This is a genomic window from Variovorax sp. efr-133-TYG-130 (genome assembly GCF_030208835.1).
Taxonomy (GTDB): Bacteria; Pseudomonadota; Gammaproteobacteria; order Burkholderiales; family Burkholderiaceae_C; genus Variovorax.
Genome location: NZ_JARVTD010000029.1, coordinates 87,376 through 113,663, shown reverse-complemented (window position 1 = coordinate 113,663; position 26,288 = coordinate 87,376). Strand labels below are relative to the sequence as shown.

Here is a 26,288-nt window from a genome sequence, read left to right as displayed (position 1 = left end):
CCCTTATTCCCCCGCATCCATGGAAATTCTTACTCTGGTGGCACTCATTGCCGCCGGCTTCTACATCCTCAAGTCCAGAGACCAGCGACAGCGCATCGCACTGCTGGGCAGCCACCTCGGCCGCTACCAGATCGAAAAGCTGATGGAGAGCCTCACGTCGGGCTACCTGCGCTGCCTCGGCGAGGACGACGCCGAACGCCGCCAGCAGATCTGGAGCCTGCTGGACTCCACCGAGGAAAAGCTCGCGGGCCAGTTCGACAGCTTCGCCGCCGAGTTCTCGCGCCTGCCCGAACCGCTCACGCGCATGAGCAAGCTGCCGGTGGGCATCCCGATGGCCACCACCATCTTCCCGGCCGCGAGCTTCGACTTCCGCCAGGCCCTGCTGATCCACGCGCGCGGCATTGCCGGCGTGATGCGCAACGAGTCGAACCGCACGCCCAAGTCCAAGGCCTTCACCATGTCGGCCGAGCTGTTCCTGATGCAGCACACCTGCCACTGGTACTGCAAGTCGAAGACCGTGGCTTCGGCGCGCATGCTGGCGCGGCACCAGACCTCGTATGAGCAACTGCTCGATGCGGTGAGTCCGGAGACGCGCAGTGCCTATCGCGCACTGACCGGCATTTGAGCCCTGCGGTGCGGCCCACGGGACTCGACCACCACCGCATTCGTGCAACACAAGCCAGCTTTGGCTGCGATGGTGAAGTTCGATATGCGCCGGCCAAGTCGCTCTGGTTCTCCGGCATGGCTGCCGCCGCGCTTGGCGGCTGCATTTTTTTCTTTCGTTGGGACGCACTGGCACTTTTTGTCGCCAGCACCGCTTTCGTCCTGCTGTTCGGCCATTCGCTCGGCAGCCATCGCCAGCTGATTCATCACAGCTTTCAATGTCCTCGCTGGCTGCGATGCACTTTGATCTACTGCGGGGTCCTCGTCGGACTGGCCGGTCCACTGGGCATTCTTCGCCAGCATGAATTGCGCGACTACGCGCAGCGCCTGCCGGCCTGTCACGCCTACCTGCGGCACGGCCGCGGTTTCTGGACCGACGCATGTTGGCAACTGCATTGCGATCTCAGGTTCCCGCACCCGCCGGACATGCAGCTCGAACCTCTTGTCGCGGAGGATCCATTCCTGCATTGGCTCGAACGGACCTGGATGCTGCAGCAGTTGCCGATCGCCGTGCTTTTCTACATTTGGGGTGGCTGGGCTTTCGTTTTCTGGGGCGTATGCGCACGCGTGACGGCTGGTGTCCTGGGCCACTGGCTGATCGGCTGGTTTGCGCACAACCAGGGCGAAATGAACTACGAAGTGCGCGGCGCGGCGGTGCAGGGCCGCAACATCCCATGGATCTCCTTGCTGACCATGGGCGAGAACTGGCACAACAACCACCATGCGTTTCCAGGATCAGCCCGGCTCGGGCTCGCTCCCGGCGAGTGGGATCCGGGTTGGTGGATGCTCAGGCTGCTCGAACGATGCGGACTGGTGTGGGATCTGCGCCTGCCCGAATCACTGCCGCCGCGCCCCGAGCTCGAGGTACTGAAATCCGCTCAGTGATTCCGCCCTGGATGTGACAAGAGCGGCAGCGTGAGCGTCGCCACCGCACCGCCGCGCGACGCGTTGCCCAGCTCGATGCGCCCGCGGTGCAAGGTCGCGATCTCCTTCACGAACGCCAGCCCGAGCCCGGTGCTTTTCTTCTTGCTGTGCGGCCTGGCCAGCGAATAGAACTTCTGGAAGACTTTTTCCTGCGCGTACTCCGGAATGCCCGGTCCGTGGTCGCGCACGCTCACGCGCGCGAGCCTGGACGTGGTCTCCAGCGTGAGCAGCACCTCGCTGTCGCGCGGTGAAAAATCGATTGCGTTGTCCAGCAGGTTGCTGATCGCGCGGCGCAGCAAGAACGGGTCGCCTTCCGTGCTGGCTTCGTTGCGGATGTTCACCAGCAGCCTGATGTTCCGCTTGGCCGCCGCGGGCTGGGCGCTGATGGCGATGTCGTCGATCAGCGAAGCCAGCGCGACCGGCTCGGTGCGGTCCAGCACGCGCCGTGTCTCGAGCGCGGTGAGCTCCATCATGCGGTCGACGATTTCCTGGATGCGCTGTGTCTCGCGCTCGATGTTCACCAGGAAGCGTTCGCGCTCGGCATGCGGCATCGACGGTTCCTGCAGCAGCTCGGCCGCACCGCGAATGGCCGAGAGCGGGCTCTTCACTTCATGCGTGAATGTCTGCACGTAGTCGGCCACGTAGCTGCGTCCCGTCAATGCGTCGCGCATTTCGCTGAAGCCGCTGCGCACGCCGTCGATGGCGCGGCGCACCATGCGCGACAGGCTCAGGGTGCGCTGCGCGCGCACCCAGGTCCAGTAGTCGCGGATCAGCCCGAAGGGCCGCACCAGCCATACCGACACGATCAGCGCCAGCAGCAGCAGCGCGAGCCCCGAGCCCACGCCCACCCACAGCGTGCGCGCCCGCGCGTCTTCCACGAACTGGCCGAAGCTCTGCACCGGCTTGCCGACGCTGACCATGCCGACGATCTCGTTGTTCCAGCGGATCGGCGCGCCCACGTACATGACCGAGGTGCGCGGGTCGCCGTCGACGTCGCGCGAAGTGCGCGCGCCGTACAGGCCGGCCAGCGTGCGGCTCACGTCCATCCATTGCGAATAGTCGGCGCCGAGATGCCTGCCGAGCGAATCGAACATCACGCGGCCGTTGCGGTCGGTCACGTACACGCGCAGCTCGACCTGGCTCTTGTGCAGGTTGTAGATCTGCGCCGAGAACTCGCGCGCATAGGCGGTGCGGAACAACGGCTCGAGGCGCGCGGTGTTGATGGCGCCGGCGATCACGTCCTGCTCGACCAGGCTGGCCAGCAGCTGCGAGGTCTCGACCAGCGATTCCTCGGCCGACTCGCGGTAGCGCGGGTCAATGTCCGAGACCACGCGGTACAGCAGGAAGGCGATGCCCGCCGTGTAGATCAGCAGGATCCCGATGAATATCCGCGTGCGCCTGGTCACGACTTGGCACTCCCCCAGGCTTGCCCACTTCGTGTGGCCGCCAACCCCCTCGCCGGGGGCAATACCAGCGGCCCGGCAAAGCCGGTTCCGCGGTATTCCGCGAAAAGGCATCCCAAGCTCGGATTCATGCCTTCGAGGGCAATTCTTCGTTCAGTGCGTAGCCGGTGCCGCGCAAGGTGCGGATCGGCTCGACGTCCGGCGCAATCGCCTTGAGCTTGGCGCGCAGGGTCTTGATGTGCGCGTCGACCGTGCGGTCGAAGCTGTCGCTCGAGTCGTCCCAGACCAGTTCGAGCAGTTCGTCTCGCGTGAAGACGCGCCCCGGGCGCTGGACCAGCAATTTCAGCAGGCCGTATTCGTAGCGCGAGAGTTCGAGCAGGCGTCCGTAGTACCGGATCTGCATCCGCTCGACGTCCAGCGAAAACGGCATGGAAGGGGGTTGAGCGGCCGCATGAGGCGCGTGGGCGCCGATTTGATGGGGTACCCCATGGTTCGGCACCGGAGCCGTTCCCGGGCTTCCTGGCGCGTTTCTGGCGCTGCGCCGCAGGATGGTCCGTACGCGAGCGACCAGTTCACGCGGGGAGAACGGCTTGGCGATGTAGTCGTCGGCACCCAGTTCGAGGCCCACCACGCGGTCTATTTCGTCGCTGCGGGCGGTCAGGAAGACCATCGGCACCTCCGGTCCGCCCATCGACTGATTCAGCGCCTGGAGGCGCTTGAAGAGTTCGAAGCCGTTGAGATCGGGCAATCCGATGTCCAGGATGGCCAGCGCCGGTGGTTCCTGGGCGAACTGCGCGATCGCTTCCTCGGCCGTGGCGCACCAGATGGGCGTGAAACCGTCGCTTTTCAGGACGTACTGCAGCGTGTCGGCGATGCCCGATTCGTCTTCGGCGATCAGGATCCGGGGTTTGAAGCTCATCCCGCGGATGTTACCGACGGGGGAGCGCGCCGGGAGGACCGGTTGTCGATCGAGGCGTCGGGGCCGGCGCGGCCTTTCGCGGCCTTTTTTTTCGGGCGAGGCCTGTCCCTTTCCCATCTTCTTATTCTTCTTATTCAAATTAGTAGTAGTAGATAAGGGTTGCCCACCTCTGTGGACATGCCGCTTTTTTCGTTATGCGACAACGACTTGTCATGCCCGTGTCACTGTGCGCAGCCGCGCTTCCGGGCTGTACCCGGCAAATGAACAACTTTGGGTAACCCGGCAGCGCTGTGGATAACCGATGGCTTGTGCCAGAACTGTCCCCAGAGTTGTCCTTTGACACCCCTTCGGAAATCTGCGAAAGACGTTTTTCGGGCAGGGTAATCCATTGCGCAAAAATAAGGCAGTCTGTAGATTCCTTTTGAAAATCAACAACTTGCAACGTCCCTACACAGAAGCTCCAACGTTATCCACAGAGTTGCTCAAGTTTTGTGGGGAGAACGTGCCCGAGGAGGCCGCGCCGTTGCCGGCAAGAAAAACACAGCCCTTCTTCACATTGCAAATTACGAAATATCAAAAATGACACCTTCTGAAACACAGGCCATCGTGACCCTCAGCCTGCTGGCGGCCTTCGTCGACGGCGAAAAGCACGAACGCGAACGCGCAGAGATCAAGCGGATCGCGGAGGGCCTGTCGCAGGCCGACGGCGTGAACCTGCCGACGCTCTACCAGGACGTGCTGATGAAGCGGGTGTCGCTGGCATCGGTGCTGGGTAAGCTGAAGAGCACCGAGTCGCGGCAGCTCGCCTACGAGATGGCGGTGTGCGTGTGCGATGCCGACGGCGCGCAGTCGGACTCCGAGCGCATGTTCCTGGCGGACGTGCGCACCTCGCTGGGGCTGGGTGCCTCGGCCGCCGGTTTCTCGCAGCAGGCGGAAGAAATCGCAGCGGTGCCGGTGGCGGCAACGGCGGTGGCCACCGCCGCGAATTCACCCGACGGCGCCGAACTCGACAAGACCATCCTGAACGCCGCCATCCTCAACGGCGCGCTCGAGCTGCTGCCCGAGACGCTGTCGACGATGGCGATCATTCCGCTGCAGATGAAGCTGGTCTATCGCATCGGCCAGGCGCACGGCTACCAGCTGGACAGCGGCCACGTCAAGGATTTCCTGGCCACGGTCGGCGTGGGCCTGACTTCGCAGTACCTGGAACAGGCCGGGCGCAAGCTGCTCGGCGGCTTGCTCGGCAAGGTGGGCGGCGGGCTGTTGCGCGGGCTGGGCAACCAGGCCGTGAGTTCGGGGATGAGCTTCGCCTCGACCTATGCGCTGGGGCATGTGGCCAAGCGCTACTACGCCGGCGGCCGCACGCTGTCGGCCCAGATGCTGAAGGACGCGTTCTCCGGCGTGGTGAAGGAAGGGCAGAGCCTGCAGACGCAGTACCTGCCGGCCATCCAGGAGAAGGCCCGCACGCTGGATGCGGGCAAGGTGCTGTCGCTGGTGCGGGGCGCTTGACTGGGGCGCTCCCCCAGGCTTCGCGCACTTCGTGTCGCTTCTCCTACCCCCTCGCCGGGGGCAACACCAGCGGCCCGGCAAAGCCGGTTCCGCGGTGTTTCTGGAAGAGAGCGTTTGCTAAGGCTTGCCCAGGTCGTCGAGGATCGGGCAATCCGGCCTGGCGTCCCCGTGGCAGCAGTGGACCAGGTGGGCCAGCGTGTTTCGCATCGACTGCATGTCGGCAATGCGCTGTTCGAGTTCGCCGAGGTGCTTTTCGGCGATGCGCTTCACGCTCGCGCTGGCGCGCCGGCGGTTGTGCCACAGCCCCACCAGCTCCGAGATTTCCTCCATCGAGAAGCCGAGGTCGCGCGAGCGCTTGATGAAGCGCAGCGTGTGGATGTCGGCGTCGTCGTACTGGCGGTAGCCGCTCTCGGTGCGTGCCACCGCCGGCAGCAGGCCCAGGCCTTCGTAGTGCCGGACCATGCGGGCCGACACGCCGGAGCGCTGCGCCGCTTCGCCGATGGCGACGTGGCCTGTCATTGCTGGACGGCGTAGCCCGCGTTCTCGATCGCGGCCACGATGTCCTTGCGCGGCTGGTCGCTCAGCACGTCGACGTGGCCGGTGGGGAGATCCACCGTCACCTGCGCTTCGGGGTCGACTGTCTGCACGGCGTTCTGCACCGCGTTCACGCAGTGGCCGCAGCTCATGCCCGTGACCTGGAATTTCTGGCTCATCGTCTTTGCTCCTGTTGAAATGATCGGGAAGAGGATGCAAGTCTGAACCCTCTCACGATGTCAATGTCCAGCGAAGGGGTTCTGAAAGTATTCGCTTGACCTTGCCACGGTGTGAGGCTTTAGCCTTGGCACATGGAAAATTCACTGCAGCAACCCCGGACCACGCTGGACCTCTCGGTCGGCGGCATGACCTGCGCTTCATGCGTGATGCGTGTCGAGCGCGCGCTCAAGAACGTACCCGGCGTGCAGGACGTGAGCGTGAACCTCGCGACCGAATCGGCGCGGATCGTGGCGGCGCCGGGCGACGACATCGACCTGCGCGTGCGCCGCGCGGTGCGTGCCGCGGGCTACGAACCGCGCGCGGCGGCAAGCGCTGCCGACGAAGCCGCGGCGCTGTCGCCCTGGCACGGCTTCGGCCCGGTTGCAGTCGGCCTGCTGCTGTCGATTCCGCTGATGGCGCCGATGGTCGGCAGCCCGTTCGGGCAAGACTGGATGCTGCCGCCCTGGGTGCAGCTGCTGCTTGCTGCGCCGGTGCAGTTCTGGCTCGGCGCGCGCTTCTACCGCGCGGGCTGGCATGCCGCGAAGGCGCGCACCGGAAACATGGATCTTCTGGTGGCGCTGGGCACCAGCGCGGCCTTCGGGTTGTCGCTGTGGCTGTGGTGGCGCGCGGCCGCCGGCGAGCATGCCGGCCACGGAGAAATGCCGCATCTGTATTTCGAGGCCTCGGCCGTGGTGATCACGCTGGTGCTGCTCGGCAAGTGGCTCGAGGCGCGCGCCAAGCGCCAGGCCACGTCGGCCATCCGTGCGCTGCAGCAGCTGCGCCCCGAGGTCGCCCACCTGGTCGGCGCGCGTGGAAAGGAAAGCGATGTGCCGCTGGCCGAGGTGATGGTCGGCGACCACCTGGTGGTGCGTCCCGGCGAACGCGTGCCGGCCGATGCGCGCGTGATCGAGGGGCAGTCCGAAGTCGACGAGTCGATGCTCACCGGCGAGCCGCTGCCCGTGCCGAAGGGCCCCGGCGATGCATTGACGGGCGGCGCCGTGAACGGCGACGGCCGCATGGTGATCGAGGTGAGCGCGGTGGGTGCCGAGAGCGTGCTCGCGCGCATCATCCGGCTGGTCGAAGACGCGCAGGCCGCGAAGGCGCCGATCCAGCGGCTGGTGGACAAGGTCGCGGCCGTGTTCGTGCCGGTGGTGCTGGTGATCGCGCTCGTCACGCTGGCCGGCTGGCTGCTCGCGGGCGCGGGCATCGAGACGGCACTCATCCATGCGGTGGCGGTGCTGGTCATCGCTTGCCCGTGTGCCCTCGGTCTCGCGACGCCGGTGGCGGTGATGGCCGGCACCGGGGTGGCGGCAAAGCACGGCATCCTCATCAAGGATGCGCGTGCGCTTGAAATCGCCCACCGCGTCGACACGGTCGCCTTCGACAAGACAGGCACGCTGACGCTGGGCCGTCCCGTATTGACTGAATTGCTGCCGGTGGCCGGTGCCATCGAGGCAGAAGACGAGTTGCTGGCGGTCGCTGCCAGCCTGCAAGGCGGCAGCGAGCATCCGCTCGCGAAGGCGGTGCTGGCCGCTGCCGCGCAGCGCAATCTGCAGGCTCCGGCGTTGAGCGCGATGCAAGCCATGCCGGGCCGCGGCGTGCGTGGCGATGTGGACGGCGCCACCTGGGCCATTGCCAGCCTGCGCTGGTGCCGCGAACTCGACGCCATGCCCGAAGCGGCGGATGTCGATCGCCTGCAGGCCAAGGGCGCAACGGTCTCCGCGCTGCTGCGTTTCGACGAGGCCGGCGCGGCGCATGTGCAGGCGCTGCTGGCATTTGCCGACGAACCCAAGCCGCAGGCCGCCGAAGCCATTCGCACCCTGCGTGCGCGCGGCCTGCGCGTGGTGATGATCTCGGGCGACAACCTGCGCGCCGCGCAAGCGATGGCGGCGCGGCTGGGTATTGCCGCGGGAGATGTCCGCGCCGACGTGCTACCGGCCGACAAGGCCGCGCAGGTCGCCGCCCTGAGAAAGAACGGACACGTGGTGGCCATGGTCGGCGACGGCGCCAACGACGCGCCCGCGCTGGCGGCGGCCGATGTCGGCATCGCGATGGCGCCTTCGGGTGGCGGCACCGACGTGGCCATGGAAGCCGCCGGCATCACGCTGATGCGCGGCGACCTTGCGCTGGTGGCGCAGGCCTTCGAACTCTCGGGCCGCACGGTCTCGAAGATCCGGCAGAACCTGTTCTGGGCCTTCGCCTACAACGTGGCCGGCATTCCGCTCGCGGCCTTCGGCCTGCTGAGCCCGGTGGTGGCCGGCGCGGCGATGGCGCTGTCGAGCGTGAGCGTGATGGCCAATGCGCTGCTGCTGCGGCGCTGGAAGCCCTGACGCAGCCTTTTCAATCGATGAGCAGCGCCATGACGTGGTCGTCGATGGCCTGCGCGTCGCCGGCGCGCTTGTAGAACTTGCGCAGCGTGCCTTCGCGCTCGAAGCCGAGCTTTTCGTAGAAGCGCAGCGCCGGCGCGTTGTCGCTTTCGACGATGAGCTCGATGCGCTTGACGCCGGCCGACTTCAGCCGGTCGATGGCGTCGGTCACCATGGCCAGCGCAATGCCCTGGCCGTGCAACGCGGGATCGACCGCGAGCGTGCCGAGGCTGGCGACGTGCCGCACTCGACCGGGGTAGCGCGCGGCGCGATAGAAGCCCGCGATGCGTCCGCCGCGCTCGTAGACGAAGAAGTCGCGGCCATCGAGCAGTTGCCGGTAGATGTCGCGGAAGTCTTCCAGCGGCATCGGGTCGTAGCCCAGGTAGGGCACGACCTTCTCGTGCATGTAGAGGGCGAAGACGGTGTCGATGTCTTCAGGAGTGGCGAGCCTGCGCATGGTGTTTTCTTGCCTGCTTAGGAGCGATGGAAGCGCCGAGCATAGCCAGTGAGCGCGGTGGCCCTTCAGCTGGCGAGCAGTACCGCCGAGACCGCCAGCAACGCGGCCTGCGCGCACCAGGCCCAGCGCAGGCGCAGTTTCGAATCGAGCACTGCGCCGATGGACCAGAAGCCGCCGACCGCCAGCGCGAGCAGCGCCAGTCCGGTCTGGAAGGCCAGGTCGTCGGCGCGCCACAGGAATGCCAGCGTCACGCCGACCCAGCATGCGAAGTGGAGCGCGGCCGAAGCGACCTGCGCACGCGTCAGTCGGGGGTCGTGGATGCGCATGGCTTCTTCCAGGGAAAACGGTGCCTCCGGAAAGCGTGCCGCCACGTCGGCCGGCCGCCAGCCCGGCGGCTTGAACCACACGGCGATCTTGTCCTGCCAGCGCCGCGTGTGCCAGGCGTCGCGCAGCAGCGGCGCATAGGGGCCGACGATGGCGCGCAGCGGATCGAAGCTCGCGAGCGCCTTGCGCGTGCCGTACACGCAGCGTTCGGTTTCTTCGGCGAAGGTGCCGAACATGCGGTCCCATATCACCAGCATGCCGCCGTAGTTGCGGTCGACGTAGCCGTCGTTCACCGCGTGGTGCACGCGGTGGTTGGACGGCGACGAGAACACCCGGTCGAACCAGCCGAGCTTGCCGATGTGCTCGGTGTGGATCCAGAACTGGTAGACCAGCACGATCAGCCCCGCAAGGCCGAACTGCTCGGGCGGCACGCCGACCACCGCCATCGGCAGGTAGAAGGCCCAGCCCAGGAAGGCCACCGTGCTTTCCTGCCGCAACGCGGTGGAGAAGTTGAACTGCTGGCTCTGGTGGTGCACCGAGTGCGCGGCCCAGAACACGGCGGACTCGTGGCCTGCGCGGTGCAGCCAGTAGTCGAAGAAGTCGAACAGCACCACGGCCAGGATCCAGCCGATGGCGCTGTCCCAGAAGTCCGGCCGGGTCCAGATCGCGACGGACGGATAGACCATCGCGTACAGGCCGATCTGGAAAAGCTGGGTGCAGACCGCGAGCGCCTGGCTCAGCAGGCCCTGGCTCAGGCTGCCGAGCGTGTCGCTGAAACGGTAGGTGTTGCGCCGCTTGAGCCAGCCCCAGGCGAACTCGCACGCCATGAGCAGCGCGAACACGGGCACGACGAAGACGACCAGCCGATGCACCGCGTTCGATTTTTCAGGAAGTGCTCAGCGAATCTTCAGCGTTCGGACGCGCGGCCGGCCACGATGACCGCGTTCGTGCCGCCGAAAGCGAAGGAATTGGACAGCGCGTAGCGGATTCCCTTGGCCTCGCGCGCCTCGCCCTGGACGAAATCCAGGTCGAAGGCGGCGTCCGGTGTCTGCAGGTTGGCGATGGGCGGCAGCGCCTCCCGGGCCAGCGCGCGCAGCGCCGCGATGAGTTCGATGGCGCCGCCGCCGCCGAGCACGTGGCCGTGGATGGCCTTGGTCGCGCTCACCGGCGTGGCCGCGCCGAACACTTCGCGGATCGATGCCGCCTCGGCGGCGTCGCCGGCCGAAGTGGCCGTGCCGTGGGCGTTGATGTGGCCCACGTCGCAGGCTTCGATGCCGGCGTCGCGCAGCGCGGCGCGCATGGCGCGCACCTGGCCGGCGGTGTCGGGGTTGGTGATGTGCGTGCCGTCGCAGTTGGTGGCGTAGCCGGCGAGCACGAAGGGCGCGGCACCGGCGCCGCGGGCGGCGGCGTGCGCTTCGGATTCGAGCACCAGCGCGGCCGCGCCTTCGCCGATGGCAAAGCCCGCGCGGTCGCCGGAGAACGGGCGGCAGGCGGAGGAGGGCGCGTCGGCCGGCGGCGGCGCCATCACGCGCATCGCGTGCCAGCTGGCCATCACGCCGGGCGTGAGCATGGCGTCATGGCCGCCGACGATGGCGACGTCGATCCAGCCGCCGCGGATGGCGCGCATGGCTTCGCCGATGGCCACCGCCGACGAGGCGCAGGCACAGGCGTAGGCGATGGCCGAGCCGCGAGCGCCGAAGTGCAGCGCAAGCTCCGCCACGGCGGCGTTGGGCATCACGGTGAGCACGGTCGTCGGGCGCATGCGGCGCTGTTCGCCGTAGAGCGCGCTGGTGGTGCTGTCGAATGTGCCGGCGCCGGCCAGGCCGCTGCCCCAGAAGATGCCGAGGCGGTCGCGGTCGATAGTCTCCAGGTCGAGCCTGGCTTCGGCGGCGGCGTCCTGCGCGGCGGCCAGTGCCATGGCCGTGCCGCGGTCCAGCGGCAGGCGCGAGGTGCTGCGCACGCCGTTCGATTCGAAATCGCAGGCGGCGACGGCAAGCTCCATCGTGTCCATGCCCTTGATCTCGAGCTTCTGTGCGCGCACCGCCGAGCGGCCGGCGAACAGGGCGTCGTCGAAGTCCTCGACGGTGCGGCCGATGGGCGTGATGAAACCGAGGCCGCTCACGCGCACCGGCGCGGATGCGGCGCGCGCTGCCGAAGCGGCGAGCACGGCGTGGGCGGCTCCGCTGCTCATGCCGGGACTTCGGCCGGTTGCGCGGGCCTGGCGGTGGCGGTGCCGCTGCTTTCCGCGTCGATCACTTCGCACAGGCGCTGCAGCGTGATGCCGGCTTCGCGCGGGTCGAGGCGGTCTTCGGGAATGCGCAGGTGGAAGGCGTCTTCGACCGCGAAGACGAACTCCATCAGCGCGAGCGAATCGAGGCCGAGGTCGGACAGCGCGGTGGCGGGCGAGATGGCCGAGCGCTCGACCTTGAAGTCGGTCTCGAGGATCGTCGCGATGCTGTTGAAGGTGGGCGAAGAGGCGTCGGAATAAGACATGGGGATGCTTTCCTTTCAGGCGTGGGCAGGCAGATCAGGCGTACAGGGGATGCTCGGGCATCGTGCCATGGGCCACGGCGTCGGCAAACGACACTGTTTCACGTACCACCTGTTGACGGTCGTTGTCGATTGTGATCATGTGGTAGCTGTTCGCGACCACCACCGTGCGGAATGCGCGGCACCGCAGGCCGCGCGCGAGGATGTCGAGGTTGGCCACGCTGGCCACTTCGTCCTGCTGGGCATGCAGTGCGAGCACGTTGTCGCATTGCACGCTGTTGAGGTTGCGGCGCACGTGGCGGATGAGCCGGTCGTGCTCGCGCAGATGGCCCACGCCGATGACCGAGCTGCCCGCGCGCGACACCTTGCGGTGGCGCAGCTCGCGCTCGATCCAGGCGCGCACGCGTTCGTTCTTCACGCCGTAGGGCGGGCGCTCGCGGTATTGCCACAGCCGGCCCAGCGGCGTGTAGAAGGCCAGCGGCAGCAGGAACTGCGTGCGCGGAATGGCCCAGCCGTCGAAGCGCAGCGTGGTCGACATGAGCACCAGCGCGTCGACGTCCGCGCCGCAGCGGATGGCCGCGCCCAGCGCGAGCGATGAGCCGGCGGAAATGCCGATGAGCATCACGCGGTCGTGCTGCGCGCGCAGCGCCTTGACCTCGGCCTGTATGGCATCGATCCAGCGTTCGAACGGCGCGGCATGCTGCAGTGGCGCGGCGGCATCGAACGAGTAACCCTCTATCGACAGCGGATGCACCGGGTAGCCGCGGCTGCGCAGTGCCGATTGCACGGTCAGCAACTCGTCAGGCGTGCTGCACAGGCCATGCAGCAGGACCACGGCGGTGCGTTGCACCTCGGGAGGCACCACGCTCAGCTGATCGGAGGGTTCGCGCGCACTCATCGTGTTGCGCCGGCCATGAAAATGGCCCGTGGTTCATATTGCTGTCGTATGCTCATGTTGCGTTTATCGCTGGAGCGACTGACCGGCTGCTGACCCGTCATTCGCAAGGGCAGATTACCCCCAACCATTCAAACACCATGCGAATTCTGCTTGTCGAAGATGACGCCGTTCTGCGCGATGTCATGGTCCGCAGCCTTGCGGACGCGGGCCACCGGGTCGACGTTTCGACCAACGTCGAAGATGCCGACCATCTCTGGCGCGTGCAGCCCTTCGATGCGGTGCTGCTCGACCTCAACCTGCCGGCCACCGCCAGCCCCACCAGCGGGCTGGCCAGCGGCCTCACCGCGCTGCGCCAGGCACGCGCGCGCGGCGACCGCACGCCGGTGCTGGTGCTGACCGCGCGCGGCCGGACCGAAGAGCGCATTGCCGGCCTCGACGCCGGCGCCGACGACTACCTCGGCAAGCCCTTCGACCTGGCCGAAGTCGAAGCCCGCCTGCGCGCGCTGGTGCGCCGCGCCAAGGGCACCGAAGACATCGTGCTGCTGGGCCAGCTCAAGCTCGACCGCAAGGCACGCCGCTTCTCCACCAACAGCGGTCCGCTCGACCTGCCGGCGCGCGAGTTCGAAGTGCTGTGGGAGCTCATGAGCCCGCCCGGCCGCACCGTGAGCAAGCGTGCGCTGTCCGACAAGCTCTCGAGCTTCGACGAATCGCTCGGCGACAACGCGCTCGAGGCCTTCATCTCGCGCCTGCGCAAGAAGCTGCAGGGCACCGGCGCGAGCATCCGCACGCTGCGCGGCATCGGCTACCTGCTCGAAGCCGAGGCGTGATCCGAGCGTGACCGGCGAGACCGCAGAACAGCAGCAGGCCACGCAGCGCGCGCCTTCGCTCACGCGGCGCGTGCTGCGAAACGTGCTGGTGCCGCTGGCGCTCACGTGGATGGTGGGTGCCGTCATCGCGCTGGTCATCGCCAACTATTTTTCGGAGCAGGCCTTCGACCGCGGCATGCTCGACGACGCGTATGCGCTGTCGGCCAACGTGCAAGCCGGCGAACGCGGCATCGAGCTGCTGCTGACGCCGCGCGAAGTGGCCACGGTGCTGTTCGATCAGGTCGACAAGGTGTACTTCGCGGTGCAGCGGCTCGACGGCACGCTGATCTCGGGCCAGTCCGGCCTGAGCGCGCCGCTGCCCATGGACGGCTCGCGCTACCGCTTCTCCGACATCGACTACGAAGGCAGCGCGTTGCGCGCGGTGGTGCTCGAGCATGACGCCGAGCCCGACCTCAGCATGCCCTACCGCGTGATCATTGCGCAGACCACGCTGAGCCGGACCGCGCTGGTGCGCCAGCTGCTCGGCTATGCGCTGGCACCACAGATCCTGCTGCTGGTGCTGCTCGCGATCTGGCTCTGGTACGGCATTCGCAGCGACCTGCGGCCCTTGGGCGACCTGCAGCGCGCGCTCGACCGTCGCGACGTGCACGACCTGTCGCCGGTGCAGGTGGCGCAGACCTCGCGCGAGCTCCAGCGCCTGGGCAATGCGGTCAACTCGCTGTTCGAACGCCTGGGCCAGAGCGTGCAGGCGCAGCGCGAGTTCGTGGGCAACGTGGCGCACGAGCTGCGCACGCCGCTGGCGGGCATTCGCGCGCTGGCCGAATACGGCCTTGCGCAGCACGACACCAACGTGTGGCGCGAGCAGCTCGAGCGCGTGTCCGAACGGCAGGCGCGGGCGAGCCACCTGATCGACCAGCTGCTCGCGCTGGCGCTGGCCGAAGAAGCGCGCACCGAACTCAAGCGCGTGCCGGTGCGGCTCGACGTGCTGGCCGAGCAGACGGTGCTGCGCCACCTCGCGCGCGCCGATGCGCGCGGCGTCGACCTCGGCGCGCGCGGCCTCGACGACGGCGTGGTGGTGTATGCCAACGAGGCGCTGGTGGAGGGCATCCTCGACAACCTGATCGACAACGCGCTGCGCTATGGCGGGAGCACCATCACGGTCGAGCTGGCGGGCCGCACGCTGAGCGTGATCGACGACGGACCGGGCATTCCGATCGAAGCGCAGCGCGACCTGATGCAGCGGTGGGCGCAGGGCCCGGCCGGCGAGAAGCTGGGACAGGGCTCGGGGCTGGGGCTGTCGATCGTGTCGCGCTATGCGGAGCTGCTGGGCGCCGAGCTGCGGCTCGAAGTCGCCGAGCCGACCGGCCTGCGCGTGAGCGTGGCGTTCGGCGAAGTGGCCTGAACCGATCCGCTCCGCCGCGCGTTCGCTCAGTGCGAGAGCGGGGTGCCCTGGTGGAACGCCATGCGCCAGCGGCCATGCCGCCGTCGCCACAGCGAGCTGCGCAGTGAATCCGCGGCGGGCCTTTCGGGAATGGCTTCGCGGTGCACGCGGTAGGTGACCAGCGCCACGTCGGGCGCCATGCGCAGCACGCGAAAGTCCGTCATCGTGCGTCGCGAAAAAGTCTCGTCGCGCAGCGCTTCGATGATGGCGGGCCGCGTCCATGTTTCGCCCGACACGCCGAGTTCATGGAAGCCGTCGTCGAGCAGTTCTTCGAGCTGTGCGGCGTTCGCGCGCACATCGCGCAGGTGCAATGCGCCTTCGAGTTTCAGCAGCAGCGCATCGAGCGCTTCGGCGGGTGCGGCTTCGTAGAGCTCCAGCGGCAGGCCGTCGGGATCGGCGAAGAAGGTGAAGCGACGGCCGGTGTACTCGTCGGTGCGCAGCGGTTCCACGGCAATGCCCTGCGCCGTGAGTTCATCGGCGGCGGCCTGCACGTCGTGCACTTCGAAAGACAGATGCCGCAGGCCCTGCGCCTCTGGCCGCGTGAGGCGCGCCGGCGCGCCGGGAAAGGAGAAGAGTTCGATCTGCGAGCCATCGGGCAAGGCCAGGTCGAGCTTGTATGAATCGCGTGCGGCGCGATGGTTTTCGGCGACCACGCGCAGGCCCAGCACCTCGGTGTAGAAGTGCCTGGACACCGCGTAGTCGGCGCAGATGATGGCGGCGTGATGGATGCGTTCGAGCTGCATGGCAATGCTCACTTCAACGGCTTGCGCAGGAACACGCGGGTGCGTTGTTCGAGCGCGAGGCGCTTGTACTCGACGTACCCGATGCGCTCGTAGAGCGCGCGGTTCTCGGTCATCTTCTCGTTGGTGAAGAGGTAGATCGAATCATGGCCCTGCCGCAGCGCTTCGCGTTCCGCCAGCTCCAGCAGCGCGCGGCCGACGCCCGTGCCCTGGTGCTGCGGGCGCACCGCGATCACGTCGATCAGGAAGCCCTCTTCGGTGACGTCTAGCACCAGCGCGGCGACGGTCCGTGCGTCTTGTGTCGCGACCCAGACCTGCGCATTTTCGATGGCAACTCCGTAGTCCCTGGTCATGGGCAACGGCGTGAGGCCCAGGCGCGGAATGTAGTGGCGAAAGGCTTCCACAGCGCATTCGGTGATGGAAGCGGCATCTGCCGCATCGGCGCGCCGCAGGGTCCAGCTTGCGTCATTCACGGCTCGAACTCCACCTCGCCCTCGATCTCCACCGGGATGTTGAACGGCAGTTCCGCCATGCCCACGGCGCTGCGCGCATGCATGCCGATCTCGGGGCCGAAGAGCTCGAGGATCAGGTCGGAGAAGCCGTTGATCACGGCCGGCTGCCTGTCGAAGCCAGGTGCCGAGGCCACCATGCCGAACACCCGCGTCCATGCGGTGATGCGGTCGAGATCGCCGATGGCACGCTGCAGGCTGCCGAGCATCGCAAGCGCGGTGAGCCGTGCGGCCGCATACCCCTGTTCGACCGTGAGCTCGCGGCCCAGCTTGCCGAGCGGCGTGGCGATGGTGCCATCGGCATTGAGCGGCCCGTGGCCCGAGATGAAGGCGCGCCGACCCAGCACGCGCACGAAGGCAAATGGCAGCACCACACCCGGTGGCGGCGTGATGGTGGGCGGCAGCACGAGGCCGAGCGCGGCGAGCTTGTGTTCGATGTGGGCCATGGATGTGCGCGCGGCGGGAGAAAGAGAAGGCGAAAGGCCCGCGGCGCGAGCGTCAAGCGTACGGGCTGGCGGGCGCACACGCAAATCGGCCCGTGCACGCCAACGGAGTGCACGGGCCGTGGAAGGACTGACCAGCGGGACTCAGGCCAGCGCCGGGTAGTCGGTGTAGCCCTTGGCGCCGCCGCCGTACATGGTGGCCTTGTCGAGTTCGTTCAGCGGTGCGTTCTCGCGCAGGCGGCGCACCAGGTCGGGGTTCGAGATGAAGGGCTTGCCGAAGGCCACGAGGTCGTCGCCTTCCTTCACCGCTTCTTCGGCCAGCGGGCGGTCGTAGCCGTTGTTGACCATCCACGCGCCCTTGCCGCCGGCTTCGCGGTAGGCGGCCTTGAGGGCTTCGTAGTCGAAGGGGCGGTCTTCGATTTCGCGCGGGCCGCCGGTGGCGCCTTCGATGATGTGGATGTAGGCCAGGTTCAGCTGCGCGAGTTGCTTCACCACATAGGTGAACAGCGGCTGCGGGTCGCTGTCGTGCGCGTCGTTGGCGGGCGTGACGGGCGACAGGCGGATGCCGGTCTTGCCGCCGCCGACCGCGTCGACCACGGCGCGGGTGGTCTCCAGCAGCAGGCGGGCGCGGTTCTCGATGCTGCCGCCGTAGTCGTCGGTGCGCTTGTTGCTGCCGTCCTTCAGGAACTGGTCGAGCAGGTAGCCGTTGGCGCCGTGGATCTCGACGCCGTCGAAACCGGCCGTCTCGACCGCGCTGCGTGCGGCCACCGCATAGGCGTGCACGATGCCCGGCAGTTCGCCGGCGTCGAGCGCGCGCGGCTCGGAGGTCTCGACGAAGGTCGGCACGCCGTCCTTGATGAGCACGGTCTTGGTCTTGGCGGTGATGGCCGAGGGCGCCACGGGCTTGCCGCCACCGGGTTGCAGTTCGGTGTGCGAGACGCGGCCCACGTGCCACAGCTGCACGACGATCTTGCCGCCCTTGGCGTGCACGGCGTCGGTCACGCGCTTCCAGGCGTCGAGCTGCTCGGTGCCGTAGAGGCCGGGCACGTCGGAGTAGCCCTGGCCCTGGTGGCTGATGGCGGTCGCCTCGGTGATGAGCAGGCCGGCGGTGGCGCGCTGGGCGTAGTAGGTGGCGGCGATGTCGGGCGGAATGGCGTTGGGCGAGCGATTGCGCGTCAGCGGCGCCATCACGATACGGTTGGCGAGCTTGAGGTCGCCGGCCTGGACGGGGTCGAAGAGGGTGGACATCGTGTAGTTGGAGGCAAAGTTGAAACAGGCGCAAGGCTAAGCGCCCGGCCTCAACCCTGCTGCCGTACGGTTGTCCGGATTGATGCTATGCAAGCAGCGCCAGCAACGCCGGGCTCGCGCGCAGGGGCATGGCGAGCAGGATCTGCCCCATGCCCTTGCCGAGCGGGTCGTTGCGCAGCGAGGCCATGCCGCCGCCGCCCAGCGCCTGTTCGCAGACGAAGTTGAAGGCGCCGATGCCCGGCACGTCGTAGCGCGTGACGCGGCCCTTGACGAGGTGGGAAAGCCACTCGGCGACGCGCGCCTCGCTCAGCTGTTCGCGCAGCAGTTCGAGCAGTGCGGGGTGGCGCGCGATGACGCCGATGTTCGAGGTGTCGCCCTTGTCGCCGCTGCGGGCCCAGGCCAGGCGGATCAGGGGGACTTCGACGGTGTCTTCCGCTCGCGTCGTCGGCGTTCGTGCGGCTCTGGCAGGCTGTCGGACGGGTGCGGCGGGCGACGGGGGTGTTTCGGTGCGGGGCAGGTCGATGCGTTCGCCGTCGATGGTCACGCCTGCCTCGACCATCGATTTGTCGAGCAGGAACGCGTACTGCCGTATCGACGGCGACACCGACGCTCGCCCGCCGCCCGCGCCCGTGGTGCCCGGTGCCCACGAGGTGCCGGCGGGCGCCACTTCGCGCGCGAACAGCTCCAGCGCGTCCTTGCGCGGATGCGTCACCGCGAGCCGCAGCACCGCCTCGCGTGTCTGCAGGGCCTGGGCATGCGGGCCGTAGCACGACTCCGCGCCCAGCACCTCGAGATGCGTCGCGCTGTAGGGACCGAAGCCGCTCTGCGCGAACAGCGCGCCCGTGCGCGCGAGGATCGCCTCGCCGGTGCGCCGGGCCTTGGCCACCGCGTCGAAGCCCACGATGGTGAGTTGCGCCGACGTCTTGAAGCCGTCGACGTAGGTGGCGCTGACCTTGTAGCTCGCGGTCGGCGCATGGCCGCGCGCGCCGTGCACGCGCACCCGGTGCTCGCCGGCCTGCGCGATGCGCACCTGCGTGAAATCGGCCACCACGTCGGGCAGCAGGTAGGCGGCCGGGTCGCCGATTTCGTAGAGCATCTGCTCGCCCACCACCGCGGGCGTGAGCTTGCCGCCGGTGCCCGCGGGCTTGGTCACGACGAAGCTGCCGTCGGCGCTGCATTCCACGATGGGATAGCCGATGTTCGGCCAGTCGGGCACGGTGTCCCAGTCGGTGTGCAGGCCGCCGGTGGCCTGGCAGCCGCATTCGATGATGTGGCCGGCGAGGCTGCCGGCGGCGAGCAGGTCGAAGTCGCCCGGCTGCCATTTGAATTCATGCATGAGCACGCCCAGCGTGACGGCCGAATCGACGCAGCGGCCGGTGATGACCACCTGCGCGCCGGCATCGAGCGCGGCCTGTATCGGCCGTGCGCCCAGGTAGGCGTTGGCGGTGAGCACGCGTTCCGGCAGCGCGGCACCGCTCTGCAGTTCACTCACGGGCGGTTGCTGCTGGCGCAGCTGCGGCAGCAGGGGCGACACGTCATCGCCGCGCACCACCGCGATCTTCAGCGCGATGCCTTGTTCGACGGCGAGTGCCGCCAATGCGTCGGCGCAGCCTTGGGGGTTCACGCCGCCTGCGTTGCTCACCACGCGGATGCCCTGTTTCACGACGTCCTTCAGCACCGCTTTCATCGCCACCGAGACGAAGTCGGTCGCGTAGCCCAGCTCGGGTTTCTTGAGCCGCGCGCCCGCGAGGATCGACATCGTGAGTTCGGCCAGGTAGTCGAACACGAGGTAGTCGATCTGCCCGCTGCGCACGAGCTGCGGCGCGCCGACGCTGCTGTCGCCCCAGAAGCCCGAGGCGCCGCCGATGCGGACGATGCGTTGTTTGTCGTTCATCGGCCGCTCCACCGTGGCTTGCGTTTCTCGCGGAAGGCGAGTTGCCCTTCGGCCGCGTCCTCGGTCAGGGCGAACAGGCCGATCTGGCTTTCGGTGAACGCCATCGATTCCTCGAAGGCCATGGTCTCGATCTTCTTCATGGTGTAGAGGCCTCGCCGGATGGCGGCGGGCGATTTGTCGAGCATGCGGCCGAGCAGCCAGTCGACGCTCTCGCCGACGTCGTCGCTCACGCGGTTGACGAGCCCGAGGTCGAGCGCCTGCGCGGCGGTGATGGGCTCGCCGGTGATGCACATCTCGGCCAGCACGCGGCGCGGCAGCAGGCCGCCGAGCACGCTGAGCACCTGCGCGGGGAAGAGGCCGACCTTCACCTCTGGCAGGCCGAACACGGCATGGCTGCCGGCCACGGCCATGTCGCACATCGCCATGAGCCCCATGCCGCCGGCCATGCAGGCGCCGTTGACGCGCGCGATCAGCGGCACGGTGGATTGGCGGGCCTGGCGGAACAGGTTGGCGAAGCCCTGGTAGGGCGCGGCGTAGTCGAACTTGAAGGAAGAGCCGCTATGCAGGTCGGCGCCCGCGCAGAAGGCGCGCGTGCCGGCACCGGTGATGACCACGGCGCGCACCGCGCTGTCGTCGTTGGCGCGGCGAAGCGCATCGCCCAGGCCGGCGAGCACGGCGCCGCTGATGGCGTTGCGGCGCTCTTCGCGCTCGATGGTGAGCCACATGACGGGCCCGCGCATCTCTTCGCGCAGTTCGACGGGGGGAGGGGTTTCGGGCATGGCGCGGTTCCTTCTTCGGGGCTTCTGTCTTCTTCTGAAGCGATTCCCTGAGAGTGGCCCGAAAAAAAAGCCGCGGCATGCGGCTTGTGGCTGAAAGCAGGCCGGGTTTTCCCTGGGGTCGCCCGGCCGTGTTGCTTCTTCTGCGTTCTTCGGCTTACTTCAGAAGGCCTTCAGCCTTCATTGCTTCCTGCACCGCGGGGCGGGCGCCGACGCGCGCGTGCCAGGCCTGCAGGTTGGGGTAGCCGGAGATGTCCACGCCGGTGGGCTTGGACCAGTTGGTGACGGTGAACAGATAGCCGTCGGCCACGCTGAAGGTGTCGCCCATCAGGTATTGCTTGCCGGCCAGCTCGCTTTCGAGCCACTTGAAGCGCGAGGCCAGCTTTTCCTTGGCGATGTTCTTGGCTTCTTCCGGCATGGCCGGGTTGAACAGCGGGCTGAAGCCCTTGTGGATCTCGGTGCCGATGAAGGTCAGCCATTCCTGCAGGCGGTAGCGCTGCATGGTGCCGGCGGCCGGCGCGAGGTTCTTGGTGGGAGCCAGGTCGGCGATGTACTGCAGGATGGCCGGGCCTTCGCGCAGGCGGGTGCCGTCGTCGAGTTCGAGCATCGGCACGTAGCCCAGCGGGTTGATGCCGTAGTAGTCGGTGCCGTCTTGCAGCTTGTGGCTCTTGGTGCTTGCCAGCACGGGCTCGAAGGCGAGACCGGCTTCGTGCATGGCGATGTGGGGAGACAGCGAGCAGGCGCCCGGCGAGTAATACAGCTTCATTCGAAATAACTCCAATGGATTGGCGAGGTGTGATTGTTCTGGGAGACCACGGCGGATGCTAGCGGGTTTGGCGGCGTCGCGTTTTTGTCCTACGGCGGCTTGCGCGAGGCGACTATCGGGCGCCGCCACGGCGGTTTCTAAGCTCCTTCGCACGGCGGGCAAGGCACCGCTGAAGGAGTCTTGAATGTTGAAGTACGCGATCATTTTTGCCGTCATCTCCCTGGTGGCCGGCCTGTTGGGCTTCGGTGGCGTGGCCGCTGGCGCTGCCGGCATTGCCAAGCTGCTGTTCGGCCTGTTCCTGGTGCTGGCGGTGCTGTTCGTGGTGCTGGCCGCCCTGGGGGTGGGTGCCGTGAAGAAAGCGCTGGACTGACCCATGCTGCGCAACAAACCCCGGTGGCCGCAGGCGCGGTCGCTGGGCTGGCTTCTGCAGAGTCCGGCGCATCGCGTGCTGCGTGTGCTGCTCGTGACGCAGGCTCATTGGCAATTGCCCGAACACCGTTCGCGTCGACGACGCACCTGAAGAGAAACCCATGCACATCTCCCACATCGACGCGCAGCTCGACTACGAGGTCGTCGCGCCGGCGCACATGCTGCTCAACATCGAGGCGGCGCGGGCGGGCGCGCAGGCGTTGGTCAGCGAGGAACTGACCATCGAGCCGCCGACCGAGATGCAGGTGTTCTGCGACGAAGGCAGCGGCAATCGCTTCATCCGCTTCGATGCGAAGCCCGGCCCGCTGAAGATCAGCTACAAGGCCACGGTGCAGCGCGCACATGTGGTGGTGCCGCCCGATCTTCGCGAAGTGCCGGTGAACGAGGTGCCGGACGAAGTCCTGCACTACATGATGCCCACGCGCTACTGCGAATCGGACCTGATGTCGCGCTGCGCGCAGCAGCTTTTCGGCGACCTGCCGCCGGGCATCGGCCGGGTGCAGGCGATCGTCGACTGGATCCACGAAAGCATCGCCTACGAGCCGGGCAGCAGCGACTCGACCACCACCGCGCGCGAGGTGTTCGTGGAACGCGCCGGCGTGTGCCGCGACTTCGCGCACCTGGGCATCACCTTCTGCCGTGCGCTCAACATTCCGGCGCGGCTGGTGGTGGGCTATGTGTGGTTCGACGAGCCGCCCCAGGATTTCCACGCCGTGTTCGAGGCTTGGCTGGGCGGGCAGTGGGTGCTGTTCGACCCCACCCGCATGGCACCGGTCGACCGGCTGGTGCGCGTGGGCACGGGACGCGACGCGAAGGACGTGGCCTTCTGCACGATCTTCGGCAATGTGCGCATGACCGACAAGAAGCTCGTGATCCGCGAACTGCAGGACGAAAGCCTCGAGCCGCCGAAGCCGCCTCCGCCCTCGGGTGAGCTGGTGGGCATAGAGAAGCCCGTGCCGGTGGTCCAGGTGGAAGAAGTTACCGGCTGACGGGGTTTGTTTGCTATAAAATATATAGCAAACTATCTAGCTATTGTGGGTATTCGGGGCCGATTTGGCATGGCCCTCTAGCTTGTCCACACATCGGGCGCGAGACGGCACCGGCGATTAAAATCGGTGCCCCTTTTGCGCCGCGCACGCGTCAGTTGTGCGCCCCCATTCCAAATGCTGTACCCCGAAGAATTCGACGTGATCGTCGTCGGCGGTGGCCACGCCGGCACCGAAGCCGCGCTCGCCGCCGCGCGCATGGGCGCCAAGACGCTGCTGCTCTCCCACAACATCGAGACGCTTGGGCAGATGAGCTGCAATCCCTCGATCGGCGGCATCGGCAAGGGCCATCTGGTGAAAGAGGTCGATGCGCTCGGCGGCGCGATGGCGATTGCCACCGACGAAGCCGGTATCCAGTTCCGCATTCTCAATTCGAGCAAGGGCCCGGCCGTGCGTGCGACGCGCGCGCAGGCCGACCGCGTGCTCTACAAGGCGGCCATTCGCCATCGCCTGGAGAACCAGCCAAACCTGAGCCTGTTCCAGCAGGCGGTCGACGACCTGATGGTGGAGGGCGATCGCGTAGTGGGCGCCGTCACCCAGGTGGGCATTGCTTTCCGTGCGCGCACGGTGGTGCTCACGGCGGGGACTTTCCTCGACGGCCGCATTCACGTCGGCCTCGACAACTATCAGGCCGGTCGCGCGGGCGATCCGCCGGCGGTGAGCCTGTCGGCGCGGCTCAAGGAACTGAAGCTGCCGCAGGGCCGCCTCAAGACCGGCACGCCGCCGCGGCTCGACGGCCGCAGCATCGATTTCTCGAAGTGCACCGAGCAGCCGGGGGACGGCATGCCTGGTGGGGCAGGGCCGATGCCGGTGTTCAGCTTCATGGGCCGTACGGACATGCATCCGCGGCAGATGCCTTGCTGGATCACCCATACCAACGCGCGCACGCACGACATCATCCGCTCGGGCTTCGACCGCAGCCCGATGTTCACCGGCAAGATCGATGGCGTGGGTCCGCGCTATTGCCCGAGCGTGGAAGACAAGATCAACCGCTTCGCCGACAAGGAAAGCCACCAGATCTTCCTGGAGCCCGAAGGCCTGACGACCAACGAGTACTACCCGAACGGGATCTCGACCAGCCTGCCGTTCGACATCCAGTACCAGCTGGTGCGCTCGATGCCTGGCCTGGAAAACGCGCACATCCTGCGGCCGGGCTACGCCATCGAGTACGACTATTTCGATCCGCGCGAGCTCAAGAGCAGCTTCGAGACCCGTTCGGTCAAGGGCCTGTTCTTCGCCGGGCAGATCAACGGCACGACCGGTTATGAAGAGGCGGCGGCCCAGGGCCTGTTTGCAGGCATCAACGCTGCGCTGCAATGCCGGGGCGAAGATGCCTGGCTGCCGCGGCGTGATGAAGCCTATCTGGGCGTGCTGGTCGATGACCTGATCACGAAGGGCGTGACCGAGCCTTACCGCATGTTCACCAGCCGTGCCGAGTTCCGGCTGCAGCTTCGCGAAGACAACGCCGACATGCGCCTGACCGAAACCGGCCGCAAGCTGGGCTTGGTGGACGATGCGCGCTGGGATGCTTTCAGCCGCAAGCGCGATGCTGTTTCACGTGAAACAGAGCGGCTCAAGTCGATCTGGGTGAATCCGCGAAACCTGCCTGCCTCCGAGTCGGAGCGCGTGCTAGGCAAGGCCATCGACCATGAATACAACCTGGCCGATCTGCTGCGCCGCCCTGATGTGAACTACGAAACGCTCATGTCGCTGGACGGTAGCAAGTACGCCGCCCCTGTGGCGCTGAGCGAAACCGAGATCGAGCAGATCGAAATTTCGGCCAAGTACTCGGGCTACATAGAGCGCCAGCACGACGAAGTAGAGCGTGCCGCGCATTTCGAGAATCTCAAGTTGCCGGCTGACTTCGACTACGGGCAGGTCAAGGCGCTGAGCTTCGAGGTGCGGCAGAAGCTCGACAAGCACCGCCCTGAGACGCTGGGACTGGCCTCGCGCATCTCCGGCGTGACGCCCGCTGCGATTTCGCTCTTGATGATCCATCTGCGCAAGGGCGGCCATAAAGCCTTTGCCCGCGATACAGCCACCACGGAAGCTGCCGCCGAATGACGGCGCCGATCGATACGCTGCGCAAGGGCGCGGCTGCCATGGGCGTGACCCTGTCCGATTGGCAAGGCGAGCGGTTGCTGGCCTACGGCAGCTTGATGCTCAAGTGGAACAAGGTCTACAACCTGACCGCGCTGCGCGATCCGGCGAGCGTACTCACGCACCATCTGCTCGACAGCCTGGCTGCCATCTCACCGCTGCAGCGCGAGTGGTCAGGGAAGGGCAAGTTGCTGGACGTGGGTTCGGGCGGTGGGTTGCCGGGCGTCGTGATCGCGATCATGCGCCCCGACATCGACGTCGGCTGCCTCGATGCCGTGGCTAAGAAGGCCGCTTTCGTCCAGCAGGTGGCAGCAGAGCTCGAGCTGCCGAACCTGCGCGGGCTGCACGCACGGGTCGAGTCGCTCGCGGGAAGCTATGACGTCATCAGCTCGCGCGCGTTCGCGTCGCTGCCTGATTTCTTCAAAGGCTCGGTGCATCTGATGGCGCCCGGCGCCGTATGGCTTGCGATGAAGGGCAAGGTGCCGAGTGACGAGCTCGCAGCATTGCCGAAGGGCGTTGCAGTGTTTCACGTGGAACAACTAACTGTTCCCGGCCTGGATGCCGAGCGCTGCATCGTCTGGGCACGCAAAGAATCCGCCTGAGCGGGCGCTTCGGTTCACGAAAAGAAACGCCGACACCGGCAAAAGCCGGTGCTCGAACGGCCTTCATGGCATCGTGCTCGCTTAGACTCGATGCCTCCCCTCTGGTCTCTCTCCGGCTCGCTTTTTCGAGGCAAAACCCATGTTCGGCATTGCTGACTACGGCGCATTCGTCGTCGCCATCATCCTTTTCCTCCTGATTCCTGGCCCGGGCAACCTGGCGCTGATCACTTCGACCAGCAAGGGCGGAATCCGGGGCGGCCTGGGAGCAACGGCCGGGGTGATCCTGGGCGACCAGTGCCTGATGTGGGCCGCCGTCGCCGGTGTATCGGCGGTGCTGGCCGCGTATCCTGCCGCGTTCAAGGCGGTGCAGTGGCTGGGCGCCGGCTATCTTGGCTGGCTGGGCATCAAGATGCTGCTGGCCAAGCCGGGCTCCGCACCCATCCTCAACATCAAGCCCAGCCACTTCCTGCGCCAGGCCTTCACCATCACCTTGCTGAATCCCAAGGCGATCGTGTTCTACATGGCCTTCTTTCCGCTGTTCGTGGATCCGGCCCGTCACCAGGGCCTGGTCACCTTCGGCGCAATGGCCATCACCATCGCCGTGCTCACGTTCCTCTACGGCCTGACTTCCACGCTGCTTACGCACTTCCTGGCCGAGCGCATCCGCGCCAATCCACGCATTTCCACCACGCTCGAGAAGCTGGCCGGCACCTTCCTTATCGCCTTCGGCATCAAGCTCGCGATTTCCCGCTGATCGACCC

The 26,288-nt window shown here is 67.1% G+C and carries 28 protein-coding genes; 12 read left to right on the top strand and 16 right to left on the bottom strand.

Translation table 11 applies throughout. The features are described from left to right. Positions 1-19 precede the first annotated feature (19 nt). Together QRN67_RS23420 and QRN67_RS23415 are read left to right on the top strand one after the other, a co-directional pair. Positions 20-625: a hypothetical protein gene (locus tag QRN67_RS23420; RefSeq protein ID WP_081269759.1), complete on the top strand. Its 606-nt coding sequence runs from the start codon at positions 20-22 to the stop codon at positions 623-625. Next, positions 622-1,548 carry an acyl-CoA desaturase gene (locus QRN67_RS23415; protein WP_285413809.1) on the top strand — a complete coding sequence of 309 codons (927 nt, stop codon included), beginning with the start codon at positions 622-624 and terminating at the stop codon, positions 1,546-1,548. Before QRN67_RS23420 ends, QRN67_RS23415 begins: the two co-directional genes overlap by 4 nt. On the opposite strand, the gene creC is transcribed toward QRN67_RS23415, so the two are convergent. Both creC and creB read right to left on the bottom strand, forming a co-directional pair. Continuing rightward, a complete protein-coding gene (gene creC, locus QRN67_RS23410; RefSeq protein WP_285413807.1) occupies positions 1,542-2,993 on the bottom strand; it encodes a two-component system sensor histidine kinase CreC in 1,452 nt (483 codons plus the stop codon). The two genes, QRN67_RS23415 and creC, sit on opposite strands and share 7 nt — an antisense overlap. Positions 2,994-3,117: 124 nt before the next feature. Continuing rightward, a complete protein-coding gene (gene creB / locus QRN67_RS23405; protein WP_081269756.1) occupies positions 3,118-3,909 on the bottom strand; it encodes a two-component system response regulator CreB in 792 nt (263 codons plus the stop codon). Between the two features lie 579 nt (positions 3,910-4,488). Here creB and QRN67_RS23400 point away from each other — a divergent pair. Beyond that, positions 4,489-5,418, top strand: coding sequence for a YcjF family protein (locus QRN67_RS23400; RefSeq protein ID WP_285413806.1), 930 nt, complete (start codon positions 4,489-4,491; stop codon positions 5,416-5,418). Positions 5,419-5,535: 117 nt separating this feature from the next. Here the strand turns inward: QRN67_RS23400 and cueR are convergent, their stop codons facing one another. Both cueR and QRN67_RS23390 read right to left on the bottom strand, forming a co-directional pair. Next, positions 5,536-5,937, bottom strand: coding sequence for a Cu(I)-responsive transcriptional regulator (gene cueR / locus QRN67_RS23395; protein ID WP_285413805.1), 402 nt, complete (start codon positions 5,935-5,937; stop codon positions 5,536-5,538). Next, positions 5,934-6,131, bottom strand: a complete 198-nt coding sequence (locus QRN67_RS23390) for a heavy-metal-associated domain-containing protein (RefSeq protein WP_081269753.1) — start codon at positions 6,129-6,131, stop codon at positions 5,934-5,936. Before QRN67_RS23390 ends, cueR begins: the two co-directional genes overlap by 4 nt. Positions 6,132-6,263: 132 nt before the next feature. Between QRN67_RS23390 and QRN67_RS23385 the strand changes: the two genes are divergently transcribed. Next, a complete protein-coding gene (locus QRN67_RS23385; RefSeq protein WP_285413804.1) occupies positions 6,264-8,501 on the top strand; it encodes a heavy metal translocating P-type ATPase in 2,238 nt (745 codons plus the stop codon). A 10-nt stretch (positions 8,502-8,511) separates the two neighbouring features. Here the strand turns inward: QRN67_RS23385 and QRN67_RS23380 are convergent, their stop codons facing one another. From QRN67_RS23380 to QRN67_RS23360, 5 genes are all read right to left on the bottom strand, one after another. Beyond that, positions 8,512-8,994, bottom strand: coding sequence for a GNAT family N-acetyltransferase (locus tag QRN67_RS23380; protein WP_285413803.1), 483 nt, complete (start codon positions 8,992-8,994; stop codon positions 8,512-8,514). A 65-nt stretch (positions 8,995-9,059) separates the two neighbouring features. Next, positions 9,060-10,190: a sterol desaturase family protein gene (locus QRN67_RS23375; protein WP_285413802.1), complete on the bottom strand. Its 1,131-nt coding sequence runs from the start codon at positions 10,188-10,190 to the stop codon at positions 9,060-9,062. Between the two features lie 35 nt (positions 10,191-10,225). Next, a complete protein-coding gene (locus QRN67_RS23370) occupies positions 10,226-11,509 on the bottom strand; it encodes a beta-ketoacyl-[acyl-carrier-protein] synthase family protein (protein WP_285413801.1) in 1,284 nt (427 codons plus the stop codon). Further along, complete coding sequence (locus tag QRN67_RS23365) at positions 11,506-11,811, bottom strand: phosphopantetheine-binding protein (protein WP_285413800.1); 306 nt, start codon at positions 11,809-11,811, stop codon at positions 11,506-11,508. The genes QRN67_RS23370 and QRN67_RS23365 overlap by 4 nt, the downstream gene beginning before the upstream one ends. 34 nt (positions 11,812-11,845) lie before the next feature. Then, positions 11,846-12,706, bottom strand: a complete 861-nt coding sequence (locus QRN67_RS23360) for an alpha/beta hydrolase (RefSeq protein WP_081269747.1) — start codon at positions 12,704-12,706, stop codon at positions 11,846-11,848. Between the two features lie 137 nt (positions 12,707-12,843). Between QRN67_RS23360 and QRN67_RS23355 the strand changes: the two genes are divergently transcribed. Both QRN67_RS23355 and QRN67_RS23350 read left to right on the top strand, forming a co-directional pair. Next, positions 12,844-13,533 carry a response regulator transcription factor gene (locus QRN67_RS23355; RefSeq protein ID WP_081269746.1) on the top strand — a complete coding sequence of 230 codons (690 nt, stop codon included), beginning with the start codon at positions 12,844-12,846 and terminating at the stop codon, positions 13,531-13,533. Positions 13,534-13,540: 7 nt separating this feature from the next. After that, the gene (locus tag QRN67_RS23350) at positions 13,541-14,935 is read left to right on the top strand and encodes a sensor histidine kinase (protein ID WP_081269745.1); all 1,395 of its coding nucleotides are present in this window, start codon (positions 13,541-13,543) and stop codon (positions 14,933-14,935) included. A 26-nt stretch (positions 14,936-14,961) separates the two neighbouring features. Here the strand turns inward: QRN67_RS23350 and gloA2 are convergent, their stop codons facing one another. From gloA2 to gstA, 7 genes are all read right to left on the bottom strand, one after another. Beyond that, positions 14,962-15,729 carry an SMU1112c/YaeR family gloxylase I-like metalloprotein gene (gloA2, locus tag QRN67_RS23345; RefSeq protein WP_285413799.1) on the bottom strand — a complete coding sequence of 256 codons (768 nt, stop codon included), beginning with the start codon at positions 15,727-15,729 and terminating at the stop codon, positions 14,962-14,964. After that, on the bottom strand, positions 15,726-16,187 hold the full coding sequence (locus QRN67_RS23340; RefSeq protein ID WP_285413797.1) for a GNAT family N-acetyltransferase: 462 nt from the start codon (positions 16,185-16,187) through the stop codon (positions 15,726-15,728). Before QRN67_RS23340 ends, gloA2 begins: the two co-directional genes overlap by 4 nt. Then, a complete protein-coding gene (locus QRN67_RS23335; protein ID WP_106936264.1) occupies positions 16,184-16,669 on the bottom strand; it encodes a RidA family protein in 486 nt (161 codons plus the stop codon). Before QRN67_RS23335 ends, QRN67_RS23340 begins: the two co-directional genes overlap by 4 nt. A 141-nt stretch (positions 16,670-16,810) precedes the next feature. Further along, positions 16,811-17,914, bottom strand: coding sequence for an alkene reductase (locus QRN67_RS23330; RefSeq protein WP_081269741.1), 1,104 nt, complete (start codon positions 17,912-17,914; stop codon positions 16,811-16,813). Positions 17,915-17,999: 85 nt separating this feature from the next. Further along, positions 18,000-19,808 (bottom strand): acyclic terpene utilization AtuA family protein, encoded by a 1,809-nt coding sequence (locus QRN67_RS23325; RefSeq protein ID WP_285413796.1) that lies wholly within the window; start codon positions 19,806-19,808, stop codon positions 18,000-18,002. Next, a complete protein-coding gene (locus QRN67_RS23320; RefSeq protein ID WP_285413795.1) occupies positions 19,805-20,587 on the bottom strand; it encodes an enoyl-CoA hydratase/isomerase family protein in 783 nt (260 codons plus the stop codon). The genes QRN67_RS23325 and QRN67_RS23320 overlap by 4 nt, the downstream gene beginning before the upstream one ends. A gap of 154 nt (positions 20,588-20,741) precedes the next feature. Beyond that, positions 20,742-21,350 (bottom strand): glutathione transferase GstA, encoded by a 609-nt coding sequence (gstA, locus tag QRN67_RS23315; RefSeq protein WP_081269738.1) that lies wholly within the window; start codon positions 21,348-21,350, stop codon positions 20,742-20,744. A 184-nt stretch (positions 21,351-21,534) separates the two neighbouring features. Between gstA and QRN67_RS23310 the strand changes: the two genes are divergently transcribed. The 6 genes from QRN67_RS23310 (at position 21,535) to QRN67_RS23285 (ending at position 26,281) form a co-directional block, all read left to right on the top strand. Further along, a complete protein-coding gene (locus tag QRN67_RS23310; RefSeq protein WP_013538518.1) occupies positions 21,535-21,720 on the top strand; it encodes a DUF1328 family protein in 186 nt (61 codons plus the stop codon). Between the two features lie 3 nt (positions 21,721-21,723). Further along, positions 21,724-21,870 carry a hypothetical protein gene (locus tag QRN67_RS23305; RefSeq protein ID WP_172839905.1) on the top strand — a complete coding sequence of 49 codons (147 nt, stop codon included), beginning with the start codon at positions 21,724-21,726 and terminating at the stop codon, positions 21,868-21,870. Positions 21,871-21,880: 10 nt separating this feature from the next. Continuing rightward, positions 21,881-22,768 (top strand): transglutaminase-like domain-containing protein, encoded by an 888-nt coding sequence (locus QRN67_RS23300; RefSeq protein ID WP_081269737.1) that lies wholly within the window; start codon positions 21,881-21,883, stop codon positions 22,766-22,768. A 174-nt stretch (positions 22,769-22,942) separates the two neighbouring features. Beyond that, positions 22,943-24,889, top strand: coding sequence for a tRNA uridine-5-carboxymethylaminomethyl(34) synthesis enzyme MnmG (gene mnmG / locus QRN67_RS23295; protein ID WP_106936261.1), 1,947 nt, complete (start codon positions 22,943-22,945; stop codon positions 24,887-24,889). After that, positions 24,886-25,527 carry a 16S rRNA (guanine(527)-N(7))-methyltransferase RsmG gene (rsmG, locus tag QRN67_RS23290; protein ID WP_285413792.1) on the top strand — a complete coding sequence of 214 codons (642 nt, stop codon included), beginning with the start codon at positions 24,886-24,888 and terminating at the stop codon, positions 25,525-25,527. Before mnmG ends, rsmG begins: the two co-directional genes overlap by 4 nt. A 139-nt stretch (positions 25,528-25,666) precedes the next feature. Beyond that, positions 25,667-26,281 carry a LysE family transporter gene (locus tag QRN67_RS23285; protein ID WP_285413791.1) on the top strand — a complete coding sequence of 205 codons (615 nt, stop codon included), beginning with the start codon at positions 25,667-25,669 and terminating at the stop codon, positions 26,279-26,281. Positions 26,282-26,288 lie beyond the last annotated feature (7 nt).

What these genes read in the sequence shown, in the direction of transcription:
- QRN67_RS23420 (WP_081269759.1), top strand. Translation starts at nt 20, where the DNA reads ATGGAAATTCTTACTCTGGTGGCACTCATTGCCGCCGGCTTCTACATC.
- creB (WP_081269756.1), bottom strand. Translation starts at nt 3,909, where the DNA reads ATGAGCTTCAAACCCCGGATCCTGATCGCCGAAGACGAATCGGGCATC.
- QRN67_RS23400 (WP_285413806.1), top strand. Translation starts at nt 4,489, where the DNA reads ATGACACCTTCTGAAACACAGGCCATCGTGACCCTCAGCCTGCTGGCG.
- cueR (WP_285413805.1), bottom strand. Translation starts at nt 5,937, where the DNA reads ATGACAGGCCACGTCGCCATCGGCGAAGCGGCGCAGCGCTCCGGCGTG.
- QRN67_RS23390 (WP_081269753.1), bottom strand. Translation starts at nt 6,131, where the DNA reads ATGAGCCAGAAATTCCAGGTCACGGGCATGAGCTGCGGCCACTGCGTG.
- QRN67_RS23385 (WP_285413804.1), top strand. Translation starts at nt 6,264, where the DNA reads ATGGAAAATTCACTGCAGCAACCCCGGACCACGCTGGACCTCTCGGTC.
- QRN67_RS23380 (WP_285413803.1), bottom strand. Translation starts at nt 8,994, where the DNA reads ATGCGCAGGCTCGCCACTCCTGAAGACATCGACACCGTCTTCGCCCTC.
- QRN67_RS23370 (WP_285413801.1), bottom strand. Translation starts at nt 11,509, where the DNA reads ATGAGCAGCGGAGCCGCCCACGCCGTGCTCGCCGCTTCGGCAGCGCGC.
- QRN67_RS23365 (WP_285413800.1), bottom strand. Translation starts at nt 11,811, where the DNA reads ATGTCTTATTCCGACGCCTCTTCGCCCACCTTCAACAGCATCGCGACG.
- QRN67_RS23360 (WP_081269747.1), bottom strand. Translation starts at nt 12,706, where the DNA reads ATGAGTGCGCGCGAACCCTCCGATCAGCTGAGCGTGGTGCCTCCCGAG.
- QRN67_RS23355 (WP_081269746.1), top strand. Translation starts at nt 12,844, where the DNA reads ATGCGAATTCTGCTTGTCGAAGATGACGCCGTTCTGCGCGATGTCATG.
- QRN67_RS23335 (WP_106936264.1), bottom strand. Translation starts at nt 16,669, where the DNA reads ATGGCCCACATCGAACACAAGCTCGCCGCGCTCGGCCTCGTGCTGCCG.
- QRN67_RS23330 (WP_081269741.1), bottom strand. Translation starts at nt 17,914, where the DNA reads ATGTCCACCCTCTTCGACCCCGTCCAGGCCGGCGACCTCAAGCTCGCC.
- QRN67_RS23325 (WP_285413796.1), bottom strand. Translation starts at nt 19,808, where the DNA reads ATGAACGACAAACAACGCATCGTCCGCATCGGCGGCGCCTCGGGCTTC.
- QRN67_RS23320 (WP_285413795.1), bottom strand. Translation starts at nt 20,587, where the DNA reads ATGCCCGAAACCCCTCCCCCCGTCGAACTGCGCGAAGAGATGCGCGGG.
- gstA (WP_081269738.1), bottom strand. Translation starts at nt 21,350, where the DNA reads ATGAAGCTGTATTACTCGCCGGGCGCCTGCTCGCTGTCTCCCCACATC.
- QRN67_RS23310 (WP_013538518.1), top strand. Translation starts at nt 21,535, where the DNA reads ATGTTGAAGTACGCGATCATTTTTGCCGTCATCTCCCTGGTGGCCGGC.
- QRN67_RS23305 (WP_172839905.1), top strand. Translation starts at nt 21,724, where the DNA reads ATGCTGCGCAACAAACCCCGGTGGCCGCAGGCGCGGTCGCTGGGCTGG.
- QRN67_RS23300 (WP_081269737.1), top strand. Translation starts at nt 21,881, where the DNA reads ATGCACATCTCCCACATCGACGCGCAGCTCGACTACGAGGTCGTCGCG.
- mnmG (WP_106936261.1), top strand. Translation starts at nt 22,943, where the DNA reads ATGCTGTACCCCGAAGAATTCGACGTGATCGTCGTCGGCGGTGGCCAC.
- rsmG (WP_285413792.1), top strand. Translation starts at nt 24,886, where the DNA reads ATGACGGCGCCGATCGATACGCTGCGCAAGGGCGCGGCTGCCATGGGC.
- QRN67_RS23285 (WP_285413791.1), top strand. Translation starts at nt 25,667, where the DNA reads ATGTTCGGCATTGCTGACTACGGCGCATTCGTCGTCGCCATCATCCTT.